This window comes from Pseudomonas fluorescens (genome assembly GCF_040448305.1).
Classification (GTDB): Bacteria; Pseudomonadota; Gammaproteobacteria; order Pseudomonadales; family Pseudomonadaceae; genus Aquipseudomonas; species Aquipseudomonas fluorescens_BH.
The window spans coordinates 6094488-6105993 of the sequence record NZ_CP148752.1 but is presented as its reverse complement, the minus strand read 5'-3'; the positions used below and the strand labels follow the sequence as shown (position 1 = coordinate 6105993).

General features: G+C 58.2%; 12 protein-coding genes. 11 read left to right on the top strand and 1 reads right to left on the bottom strand.

Features of this window, described 5'->3' with window-relative positions; all coding sequences use genetic code 11:
* Window positions 1-3 precede the first annotated feature (3 nt).
* The 8 genes from rpmJ (at window position 4) to bfr (ending at window position 5424) form a co-directional block, all read left to right on the top strand.
* On the top strand, window positions 4-120 hold the full coding sequence (gene rpmJ, locus WHX55_RS27845; protein ID WP_002555468.1) for a 50S ribosomal protein L36: 117 nt from the start codon (window positions 4-6) through the stop codon (window positions 118-120).
* A 130-nt stretch (window positions 121-250) separates the two neighbouring features.
* Window positions 251-607: a 30S ribosomal protein S13 gene (rpsM, locus tag WHX55_RS27840; RefSeq protein WP_009045849.1), complete on the top strand. Its 357-nt coding sequence runs from the start codon at window positions 251-253 to the stop codon at window positions 605-607.
* A 30-nt stretch (window positions 608-637) separates the two neighbouring features.
* The gene (gene rpsK / locus WHX55_RS27835) at window positions 638-1027 is read left to right on the top strand and encodes a 30S ribosomal protein S11 (RefSeq protein ID WP_002555466.1); all 390 of its coding nucleotides are present in this window, start codon (window positions 638-640) and stop codon (window positions 1025-1027) included.
* Window positions 1028-1045: 18 nt separating this feature from the next.
* Window positions 1046-1666 carry a 30S ribosomal protein S4 gene (gene rpsD, locus WHX55_RS27830; RefSeq protein ID WP_003176404.1) on the top strand — a complete coding sequence of 207 codons (621 nt, stop codon included), beginning with the start codon at window positions 1046-1048 and terminating at the stop codon, window positions 1664-1666.
* A 22-nt stretch (window positions 1667-1688) separates the two neighbouring features.
* Window positions 1689-2690: a DNA-directed RNA polymerase subunit alpha gene (gene rpoA, locus WHX55_RS27825; protein ID WP_007970428.1), complete on the top strand. Its 1002-nt coding sequence runs from the start codon at window positions 1689-1691 to the stop codon at window positions 2688-2690.
* Window positions 2691-2732: 42 nt separating this feature from the next.
* A complete protein-coding gene (rplQ, locus tag WHX55_RS27820; RefSeq protein ID WP_046041617.1) occupies window positions 2733-3119 on the top strand; it encodes a 50S ribosomal protein L17 in 387 nt (128 codons plus the stop codon).
* Window positions 3120-3356: 237 nt separating this feature from the next.
* Window positions 3357-4811, top strand: a complete 1455-nt coding sequence (locus WHX55_RS27815; RefSeq protein WP_353741665.1) for a catalase — start codon at window positions 3357-3359, stop codon at window positions 4809-4811.
* Window positions 4812-4959: 148 nt separating this feature from the next.
* Window positions 4960-5424, top strand: coding sequence for a bacterioferritin (bfr, locus tag WHX55_RS27810; RefSeq protein ID WP_150726869.1), 465 nt, complete (start codon window positions 4960-4962; stop codon window positions 5422-5424).
* Between the two features lie 65 nt (window positions 5425-5489).
* Here bfr and uvrA read toward each other — a convergent pair whose 3' ends face one another.
* On the bottom strand, window positions 5490-8324 hold the full coding sequence (gene uvrA / locus WHX55_RS27805; RefSeq protein ID WP_353741664.1) for an excinuclease ABC subunit UvrA: 2835 nt from the start codon (window positions 8322-8324) through the stop codon (window positions 5490-5492).
* A 191-nt stretch (window positions 8325-8515) separates the two neighbouring features.
* Here uvrA and WHX55_RS27800 point away from each other — a divergent pair, with 191 nt between their 5' ends.
* The 3 genes from WHX55_RS27800 to WHX55_RS27790 all read left to right on the top strand — a co-directional run bounded on the left by WHX55_RS27800 (window position 8516) and on the right by WHX55_RS27790 (window position 11476).
* Window positions 8516-9913 (top strand): MFS transporter, encoded by a 1398-nt coding sequence (locus tag WHX55_RS27800; protein ID WP_353741663.1) that lies wholly within the window; start codon window positions 8516-8518, stop codon window positions 9911-9913.
* 9 nt (window positions 9914-9922) lie between these two features.
* A complete protein-coding gene (locus WHX55_RS27795; protein ID WP_007984430.1) occupies window positions 9923-10441 on the top strand; it encodes a single-stranded DNA-binding protein in 519 nt (172 codons plus the stop codon).
* Between the two features lie 162 nt (window positions 10442-10603).
* Entirely contained in the window at window positions 10604-11476 is an 873-nt protein-coding gene (locus WHX55_RS27790; protein ID WP_353741662.1) for an AraC family transcriptional regulator, read from the top strand.
* Window positions 11477-11506: the final 30 nt, after the last annotated feature.

The following is an 11506-nucleotide window of genomic DNA, read 5'->3' as shown; positions in this document are numbered from 1 at the left end:
GTGATGAAAGTTCGTGCATCGGTGAAAAAGCTGTGCCGTAACTGCAAGATTATTCGCCGCGAAGGTGTTGTTCGAGTAATTTGCAGCGCGGAACCGCGTCACAAACAGCGCCAAGGCTGAGTGTGATTGTGCTTCAAGCCCGGCAGCTAGTGCGCTGCCGGGTTGATTATTTGTTATTACAGCGATATTATCTCGCGCCCTATTTCTTGGCTTCCGGGGCGTAGGTAGCTGTCAATTGGAGTCCCACTGAATGGCCCGTATTGCAGGCGTTAACATTCCAGATAACAAGCATACTGTTATCTCGCTGACCTACATCTATGGTGTTGGTCGCACTACTGCACAGAAAATTTGTGCAGAGACTGGGGTAAACCCAGCAGCAAAGATCAAAGATCTGAGCGACGAGCAAATTGAACAGCTGCGTGGCGAAGTGGCGAAGTTCACCACTGAAGGTGACCTGCGTCGCGAAATCAACATGAAAATCAAGCGCTTGATGGACCTCGGTTGCTATCGCGGTCTGCGTCATCGTCGCGGTCTTCCAGTGCGCGGTCAGCGTACCAAGACCAACGCGCGTACCCGTAAAGGTCCGCGTAAGCCGATCCGCAAGTAATCGCCCCAGCGAATCGACAGGAATTTAATCATGGCAAAACCTGCTGCTCGTCCTCGTAAAAAAGTTAAAAAGACAGTGGTTGATGGCATCGCCCACATCCATGCATCTTTTAACAACACCATCGTGACCATCACCGACCGTCAAGGTAACGCTCTTTCCTGGGCTACCTCCGGTGGTTCGGGTTTCCGCGGTTCCCGCAAGTCCACCCCGTTTGCTGCTCAAGTAGCTGCTGAACGTGCTGGTCAAGCTGCGCTGGAATACGGCCTGAAAAACCTCGACGTCAACGTCAAAGGTCCAGGTCCAGGTCGTGAATCCGCAGTCCGCGCTTTGAACGGCTGTGGCTACAAGATCGCCAGCATCACCGACGTGACGCCAATCCCGCACAACGGGTGCCGTCCGCCGAAGAAGCGCCGCGTGTAATCCAGGAGATTGTAAAGAATGGCTCGTTACATTGGTCCAAAATGCAAACTCGCTCGTCGCGAAGGCACCGATCTCTTCCTGAAGAGCGGCGTGCGCGCGATCGAATCGAAGTGCAACATTGAAGCAGCACCTGGTATCCACGGCCAACGCCGCGGTCGCCAGTCCGACTACGGCACCCAACTGCGTGAAAAGCAGAAGGTCCGTCGTATCTACGGCGTTCTCGAGCGTCAATTCAGCGGCTACTACAAAGAAGCTGCTGGCAAGAAAGGTGCAACCGGTGAAAACCTGCTGCAACTGCTCGAATGCCGTCTGGACAACGTTGTATACCGTATGGGCTTTGGTTCGACTCGTGCCGAATCCCGTCAGCTGGTATCGCACAAGTCGATCAGCGTAAACGGTCAGACCGTTAACGTTCCGTCCTACCAGGTTCGTGCTGGTGACGTGGTCGCTGTTCGCGAGAAAGCAAAAAATCAACTTCGCATTGTCCAAGCTCTCGATCTGTGTGCCCAACGTGGCCGCGTAGAATGGGTAGAAGTAGACACTGAGAAGAAGTCGGGCGTTTTCAAGAACGTTCCAGCTCGCAGTGATCTGTCCGCCGACATCAACGAAAGCCTGATTGTCGAGCTCTACTCCAAGTAAGGGCTAGAAAATAGGTGCATCCATGCAGATTTCGGTAAATGAGTTCCTGACACCCCGCCACATTGATGTGCAGGTTGTCAGTCCAACCCGCGCCAAGATCACTCTCGAGCCTCTCGAGCGTGGCTTTGGCCATACCCTGGGCAACGCGCTGCGCCGCATCCTGTTGTCCTCAATGCCCGGCTGTGCAGTAGTCGAGGCCGAGATTGACGGTGTGCTCCACGAGTACAGCGCCATCGAAGGTGTACAGGAAGACGTAATTGAAATCCTGTTGAACCTTAAAGGTCTGGCTATCAAGCTGCACGGTCGTGACGAAGTTACGCTGACCTTGTCGAAGAAGGGTTCGGGGGTGGTTACCGCTGCCGATATTCAGCTGGATCATGATGTCGAGATCGTTAATCCCGATCACGTAATCGCTAACCTGGCGTCTAACGGCGCCCTGAACATGAAGCTCGTAGTAGCTCGTGGTCGTGGTTATGAACCGGCAGATTCGCGTCAGAGCGATGAAGACGAAAGCCGCAGCATCGGTCGCTTGCAGCTTGACTCTTCGTTCAGCCCGGTTCGCCGTATCGCATACGTGGTGGAAAACGCCCGTGTCGAGCAGCGTACTAACCTGGACAAGCTGGTTATTGATCTGGAAACCAACGGTACTCTGGATCCTGAAGAGGCAATTCGCCGCGCTGCAACCATTCTGCAACAGCAGTTGGCTGCGTTCGTCGACCTCAAGGGTGACAGTGAGCCAGTGGTTGTCGAGCAGGAAGACGAGATCGATCCGATCCTGCTTCGCCCGGTTGACGATCTGGAACTGACTGTACGTTCGGCTAACTGCCTTAAGGCGGAAAACATCTACTACATCGGCGACCTGATTCAGCGTACCGAAGTAGAGCTGTTGAAGACTCCGAACCTGGGCAAGAAATCCTTGACTGAAATCAAGGACGTTCTGGCCTCCCGCGGTCTGTCCCTCGGCATGCGCCTCGACAACTGGCCGCCTGCAAGTCTTAAGAAGGACGACAAGGCGACTGCCTGATCGTCGTAATCACCGAACGTAGTGTTTGGTAAGGAATGAACCATGCGTCATCGTAAAAGTGGTCGTCACCTGAGCCGCACCAGCTCGCACCGCAAGGCCATGTTCCAAAACATGGCGGTGTCGCTGTTCGAGCACGAGCTGATCAAAACTACTCTGCCAAAAGCTAAAGAACTGCGCCGCGTTGCCGAGCCGCTGATCACTTTGGCCAAGATAGATAGCGTTGCTAACCGCCGTCTGGCTTTCGACCGTACTCGTTCGAAAGCTATCGTTGGTAAGCTCTTCAACGACCTGGGCAAGCGTTACGCTACCCGTGAGGGTGGCTACCTGCGCATCCTCAAGTGCGGTTTCCGCGCTGGCGACAACGCGCCTATGGCGTACGTCGAGTTGGTTGATCGTGCTACTGCCGGCGAAGCTGTATCTGCCGAGTAAGACGTCAGTCTGAAACAAAGAACCGGGCCTAGTGCCCGGTTTTTTGTGCCTGCAAGAAACGCGTCGTTTGTACAAGCGTCTCCTTCGTCCGCATCGGCATTATGTGATGGGGATGATCATTAGTTTTTCTCTATCGATGTCTGCAAGTTAATGAATTTGTAGCTGTCATATTGATGATCAATACTCCTTCTCAGCCGATAGCCGGCAGTTCAAGACCGACAGAGGAAGGAAGATCGCATGAGCCAAAACAAAACGCTTACCACCGCCAGTGGCGCTCCTGTTGCCGATAACCAGAATTCCCGTTCCGCCGGCCCTCGTGGCCCGCTGCTGCTCGACGACTTTCACCTGATCGAGAAGCTTGCTCACTTCAACCGTGAAAACATCCCTGAGCGCCGTGTACACGCCAAAGGCTCGGGTGCCTACGGTACGTTCACTGTGACGCGCGATATCACTCAATACACCAGCGCGAAGCTGTTCGAGGCAGTCGGCAAGCAAACCCCGACTTTCCTGCGGTTTTCCACCGTGGGCGGCGAGCGTGGTTCGGCCGATACCGAGCGTGATCCGCGCGGGTTCGCCTTGAAGTTCTACACCGAGGAAGGCAACTGGGACATCGTTGGCAACAATACCCCCGTGTTCTTCATTCGTGATCCACTGAAGTTTCCAGACTTTATCCACACCCAGAAGCGTTTACCGCAAAGCAACCTGAAGAGTGCCCAGGCGATGTGGGACTTCTGGTCGCATTCGCCCGAGGCGCTGCACCAGGTCACCATCCTGTTCTCCGACCGGGGTATCCCTGACGGATACCGCCACATGCACGGCTTTGGCAGCCACACTTACAGCCTCATCAACGCTCAAGGTGAGCGTCACTGGGTGAAGTGGCACTACAAGACCAAACAGGGGATCAAGAACCTTGCTCCTGCCGAGGCGGCGCGCCTGGCGGGTACTGATCCGGATTACGCCCAGCGCGACTTGTTCAATGCCATCGAGCAGGGGGATTTCCCGAAATGGCGCGTGTGCATTCAGATCATGAGCGAGGCTCAGGCGGCGGCGCACTACGAGAACCCGTTTGATGTCACCAAAACCTGGTCGCAGAAAGAGTTTCCACTGATTGAAGTCGGAGAGTTGGAGCTCAATCGCAACCCGCAGAACTACTTCGCGGAAGTCGAGCAAGCGGCGTTCGGTCCCAGCAATATGGTTCCAGGCGTCGGTCTGTCGCCGGATCGTATGCTGCAAGGTCGGGTCTTCGCCTATGCGGACGCTCACCGCTACCGTGTCGGCACCAATCACCAGCAGTTGCCAGTCAACGCTCCGCGGAGTCCGGTCAACAGTTACCAGCGCGATGGCTCGATGGCTTTTGGCAGCAATGGCGGGGCGGCGCCGAACTACGAGCCGAACAGCTATGTCGAGTCGCCGAAGCAGGCGTCTCGTTACGCAGAGCCCGCGTTGGCCCTCAGTGGTGCCGCCGATCGTTACGACCACCGTGAAGACACTGATTACTACAGTCACGCCGGCGCATTGTTCCGCTTGATGACTGAAGAGCAGCAATCACTGCTGGTCAGCAACATCGCCGGTGCGATGGCGGGTGTGTCGAGTGATGTGGTTGATCGCCAGCTGCAACATTTCTACAAGGCTGACCCGGCGTATGGAGAAGCAATCGCAAAGCTGCTCAACGTACAGCTTAACGAAGTCTAAATGAGAAGCAGAACCGCCCTTGTTTGGGCGGTTTTTGCGTTATTTCAACCTGTTTTCTCAGAATATCTTCGCTTTTATTGCGTCTTGCGAGTGACGATAAGGGCATGTTGGTTCAAACTACAACTTTCAAGCAGGGAGATGTAGGGCGATGCAAGGCCACCCAGATGTGATCGATTACCTCAACACGTTGCTGACCGGCGAACTGGCCGCGCGTGATCAATATTTCGTCCACTCGCGGATGTATGAGGACTGGGGTTTCACCAAGCTCTACGAACGAATCAACCACGAGATGGAAGAGGAAGCAGGGCACGCTGATGCCCTGATGCGCCGGATTCTGATGCTCGAAGGCACGCCGCGCATGCGTGCGGACGATCTCGATGTCGGCACCACGGTGACCGAGATGCTCGAAGCGGATTTGCGCCTGGAATACAAGGTGCGGGCTGCGCTGTGCAAGGGCATCAAGCTCTGCGAGCAGCACAAGGACTATGTCAGCCGCGAAATGCTGCGGGTTCAATTACACGACACCGAAGAAGATCACACCTACTGGCTCGAGAAGCAGTTGGGTCTGATCAAGTTGATCGGGCTTGAGAACTACCTGCAATCCCACACCTGATTGCTGCGAATACAAAAAAGCCCCTGTCACTGATGAAGTGACAGGGGCTTTTTCATGGGGCCCGGTTAAGCCCGATCGCGTTCCAGCAGCGGCTTGAGGTAGTAACCGGTATGGGATTGCTTCATCTCTGACACTTCCTCCGGTGTGCCGACGGCAATGATCTGCCCGCCCTTGGAACCACCCTCCGGACCCAGGTCCACCAGCCAGTCAGCGGTCTTGATCACGTCCAGGTTGTGTTCGATCACTACCACCGTGTTGCCGTGGTCGCGCAGGCGATGCAACACGTCCAGCAGTTGCTGGATATCCGCGAAGTGCAGCCCGGTGGTGGGTTCATCGAGGATGTACAGGGTCTTGCCGGTATCACGCTTGGACAGCTCGCGGGACAGTTTCACCCGCTGGGCTTCACCGCCGGAGAGCGTGGTCGCCGATTGCCCCAGCTTGATGTACGACAGGCCGACGTCCATCAACGTTTGCAGCTTGCGCGCCAGGGCCGGTACGGCATCGAAGAACTCCCGTGCTTCCTCGATGGTCATCTCGAGGGTCTCGTGGATGCTCTTGCCCTTGTACTTGATCTCCAGGGTTTCGCGGTTGTAACGCTTGCTCTTGCACACGTCGCAGGGCACGTAGATGTCCGGCAGGAAGTGCATCTCGACTTTGATCAGGCCGTCGCCCTGGCAGGCCTCGCAGCGGCCGCCCTTGACGTTGAAGGAGAAGCGCCCCGGCCCGTAGCCCCGGGAGCGGGACTCCGGTACGCCGGCGAACAACTCGCGGATCGGTGTGAACAATCCGGTGTAGGTAGCCGGGTTGGAACGCGGTGTACGGCCAATCGGGCTCTGGTCGATGTCGACGACCTTGTCCAGGTGCTCCAGGCCCTTGATGCTGTCGTGGACGGCCGCTTCAAGGGTAGTGGCGCCATTCAGCGCCGTGGCGCTCAGCGGGAACAGCGTGTTGTTGATCAGCGTCGACTTCCCGGAGCCGGACACGCCGGTCACACAGGTCAGCAGACCGATCGGAATCTCCAGGTCGACATTGCGCAGGTTGTTGCCACGCGCGCCCTTGAGCGACAGCGACAGCTTCTTGTTGCGCGGCGTGCGCTTGGCCGGGACTTCGATCTTCACCCGGCCCGACAGGTATTTGCCCGTCAGCGAGTCCGGATGCGCCATGACCTCGGCCGGTGTGCCTTCGGCGACGATATGCCCGCCGTGCACGCCAGCGCCCGGGCCGATGTCCACCACGTAGTCGGCCAGACGGATCGCGTCTTCGTCGTGCTCGACCACGATCACCGTGTTACCGATATCGCGCAGATGCTTGAGGGTGCCCAGCAGCCGGTCGTTATCGCGCTGATGCAGGCCGATGGAGGGTTCGTCGAGGATGTACAGGACGCCCACCAGGCCGGCACCAATCTGGCTGGCCAGACGAATGCGCTGGGCCTCGCCACCGGACAAGGTGTCCGCGCTGCGATCCAGCGACAGGTAGTCGAGGCCGACGTTGACCAGGAACTGCAGGCGCTCGCGGATTTCCTTGAGGATCTTGTCGGCAATTTCGCCACGCCGGCCGGTGAGCTTGAGCCCGCCAAAATACTCGGACGCATCGCCGATCGGCAGGTTGGTCACTGCCGGCAGGGTTTTCTCGCCGACCCACACATGCCGCGCCTCACGCCGCAGGCGGGTCCCGCGGCAGTCCGGGCACGACTGGGTGCTGAGGAACTTGGCCAGTTCTTCGCGCACCGATGCCGATTCGGTTTCGCGGTAACGGCGTTCCAGGTTCGGCACGATGCCTTCGAACGGGTGCGAGCGTTTGACGATATCGCCACGGTCGTTCAGGTATTTGAAGTCGACGTTTTGCGAACCGCTGCCGTGCAGGATGAATTTCTGCTGATCGGCCGGCAGTTCGTTGAACGGAACTTCCAGGCTGAACTTGTAGTGCGAGGCCAGCGAGCCGAGCATCTGGAAGTAATAGACGTTACGCCGGTCCCAGCCACGAATCGCCCCTTCGGCCAGGGTCAGTTCGCCATTGACCAGGCGCTTGATGTCGAAGAACTGCTTCACCCCCAAGCCATCGCAGGTCGGGCAAGCGCCGGCCGGGTTGTTGAAGGAGAACAGCTTGGGTTCCAGTTCGCTGATCGCGTGGCCGCAGATCGGGCAGGCGAAGCGTGCGGAGAAGATCATCTCTTCACCCGGCTCGTCATCCATCGGCGCCACCAGGGCGATGCCGTCCGCCAGTTTCAACGCGGTCTCGAAGGATTCGGCCAGGCGTTGTTGCAGGTCGGCGCGAACCTTGAAGCGGTCGACCACGACATCGATGGTGTGTTTTTTCTGCTTGTCGAGCTTGGGCGCTTCGTCCAGCTCGTAAAGCTTGCCGTTGATCCGGGCACGGACGAAGCCTTGCGCGCGCAGCTCTTCGAAAACCGACAGGTGCTCGCCTTTGCGCTCGCGGATGACCGGCGCCAACAGCATCAACTTGCTGCCCTCCGGTTCGGCGAGGACCAGGTCGACCATCTGGCTGACGGTCTGCGCTTCCAGCGGGATGTCGTGATCCGGGCAGCGGGGAATACCCACGCGTGCATAAAGCAGACGCAGGTAGTCGTAGATTTCGGTGATGGTGCCGACCGTCGAGCGCGGGTTGTGCGAGGTCGACTTCTGTTCGATGGAGATCGCTGGCGACAGGCCTTCGATGGTGTCGACGTCGGGCTTTTCCATCATCGACAGGAACTGCCGGGCGTAGGCCGACAGCGATTCGACGTAGCGGCGCTGACCTTCGGCGTACAGGGTGTCGAAAGCCAGGGATGACTTGCCGGAGCCGGACAGGCCGGTGATGACGATCAGCTTGTCCCGTGGCAGGGTCAGGTCGATGTTCTTCAGGTTGTGGGTTCGAGCCCCACGAATCAGGATCTTGTCCAAGGTGGCCTCGCTCGGCGGGCGTCGAAAACGTAGGAGTATACGGCCAAATACTGGATGGATGCACACTATCAAGCGAGTGGGCTACTGTCTTGCATGAAGAGTGTGTCAGCAATGCGCGTCAAAGCGTCGCGATATACCCTGCCAATCGATGGGACTGGTAGAATCGCCGCCGGTTCACATGAGGTTTTTCCATGCACGATCCCCACAGCGAGCGCATGAGTGGCAGCGAGACCCGCGCGGCAAGCGGTCTGGCCCTGGTGTTCGCCTTCCGTATGCTTGGCATGTTCATGGTGTTGCCGGTACTGGCGACCTATGGGATGGATCTGGCGGGTGCGACCCCGGCCCTGATTGGTCTGGCGATTGGCGCATACGGCCTGACCCAGGCGGTTTTCCAGATCCCGTTCGGTATCATTTCTGACCGCATCGGTCGCCGTCCGGTGATTTACCTGGGGCTGATTGTCTTTGCCCTCGGCAGCGTGCTGGCGGCCAATGCCGATTCGATCTGGGGCGTGATCGCCGGGCGAATCCTGCAGGGCGCCGGGGCGATTTCCGCGGCGGTCATGGCCTTGCTGTCAGACCTGACCCGTGAGCAGCACCGGACGAAGGCGATGGCCATGATCGGCATGACGATTGGTCTGTCGTTCGCTGTCGCCATGGTCGTAGGACCGTTGCTGACACGTGCTTTCGGCCTGTCCGGGTTGTTTTTCGCCACGGGCGGCATGGCGTTGTTCGGCATCTTGATCGTGATGTTCATGGTGCCGCGGTCCAACGGGCCGTTGCAGCATCGTGAGTCCGGTGTGGCGCGTCAGGCGCTGATGCCGACGCTCAAGCACCCAGACCTGCTGCGCCTGGACCTGGGAATTTTTGTGTTGCACGCCATGTTGATGTCGAGCTTCGTTGCCTTGCCGCTGGCCTTGGTAGAAAAAGCCGGCCTGCCCAAGGAGCAGCACTGGTGGGTATACCTGACCGCACTGCTGATTTCTTTCTTCGCCATGATCCCGTTCATTATCTACGGCGAGAAGAAACGCAAAATGAAACGAGTTTTACTCGGTGCCGTCGTGACGCTGATACTCACTGAGCTATTCTTCTGGCAGTTCGGCGACAGCCTGCGGGCTCTGGTGATCGGTACGGTGGTGTTCTTCACCGCATTCAATCTGCTGGAAGCTTCGTTGCCATCGCTGATCAGCAAGGTTTCACCGGCCGGCGGCAAGGGCACGGCGATGGGGGTTTATTCCACCAGCCAGTTCCTCGGGTCGGCATTGGGCGGCATTCTTGGCGGCTGGCTGTTCCAGCATGGCGGTCTGTCGGTTGTGTTCCTCGGATGCGCCGGTCTGGCTGCCCTCTGGCTGGCCTTTGCTGTTACCATGCGCGAACCTCCCTACGTCACGAGCCTGCGCTTGCCGTTGTCGCCCGAGGCGATCCGCGAAGCGGGTCTGGTCGAGCGCCTGAAGGCGGTCGTAGGGGTAACAGATGCAGTCATCGTCGCGGAAGAGGCGGCGATTTACATCAAACTGGACACCGAACTATTGGATCGCACCACCCTTGAGCGCCTGGTGAACAACCCGGCCGGGGCAGCGTGCGTAGCCTAGGAGAACGTTATGGCCCGTGGGGTTAACAAAGTCATATTGGTCGGCACTTGCGGCCAGGATCCCGAAGTTCGCTACTTGCCTAACGGTAACGCCGTGACCAACCTGAGTCTGGCGACCAGCGAACAGTGGACCGACAAGCAAACCGGTCAGAAAGTCGAAAAGACCGAATGGCACCGTGTGTCGATGTTCGGCAAGGTTGCAGAAATCGCTGGCGAATACCTGCGTAAAGGTTCGCAGGTCTACATCGAAGGCAAGCTGCAGACCCGTGAGTGGGAAAAAGACGGTATCAAGCGTTACACCACCGAAATCGTGGTCGACATGCAAGGCACCATGCAACTGCTGGGCGGCCGTCCACAGGGCGACCAGCAGGGCCAGGGCGGTGGTAACAACTACCAGCAATCTGCGCCACGCCAGCAGGCTCCGCGTCCACAGCAGTCGGCGCCGCAACAGTCGCGCCCGGCTCCACAGCAGGCGGCTCCTCAGCCGGCTCCGGATTTCGACAGCTTTGATGACGATATCCCGTTCTGATTCTTTCACCAAAGAATAGAACCTGAAAAAGCCCGGCCTCCCTATGGATGCCGGGCTTTTTGCATTTTTACCAGGGCATTCCTCGCCGGGATCGAGGACCGTCCAGCCGTCAGCGCGCAGTGATACTCTGCTATGGGTCCAGACCTTGTGCAGAGTTGCCCTATGGATCGCCTGTCTACGTTGTTGTCACAGTTCGGTGTGCGCGCGAACTTGTTTTACAGCGGCATGCTTTGCGGCGTGGCGTCCTACGATGGCACCGACCAGCGCGGTCATATTCACCTGTTGCAGGCCGGCTCTGTCACCTTGAAAGGCCCCGGAAGGAGTGAGTTGTTGCTCACTCGCCCCAGCCTGATTTTCCTGCCGCGCCCCAGCCGACATCAGCTCATCGCCAGTGACCCTGAAGGTGCCCAGCTGTTATGTGCGTCGATGCTGTTCGATGGTGGCGCCAGTAATCCGATATCTGCTTCGCTCCCCGATCTTATGGTTTTGTCCCTGGATGAGCTGTCGTTGCTGGCCGACACCCTGAGATGGCTGTTCGGTGAAGCTGGCGCCGGGCATTGTGGCAGGGAGGCGGTGCTTGATCGTTTGTTCGAACTGTTGATCATCCTGCTGTTCCGGCATTTGCTCGACCACCAGCAGTTGAGCACTGGAATGATGGCCGGGTTGGCCGATGTGCGGCTGTCGCGCTCGCTGATACAGATGCATAACCAACCTCAGCGGGCCTGGTCTGTGGCCGAACTGGCGAATGAGTCGAACATGTCCCGCGCCGCTTATGCGGTGCATTTCCGCGCGGTCCTGGGACAAACACCGTTGGATTATCTTCTGAGCTGGCGCATCAGTCTGGCGCAGAAGCGCCTGCGGGAGGGGCGGCCGATTACGCTGATCGCCGATGAGGTGGGCTATGAAAGTCCGTCGGCGCTTGCCCGGGCGTTTCGCCGCAAGACCGGCTGCAGTCCACGGGACTGGATGAAATCCTTGGCCGCTGAGGGCGGCGTACTTGCTGAGGATGGCGATGACCTGAATGCATCGAGCTGATTCAGGCCATCGGCGGATGAGGTTGTCAGC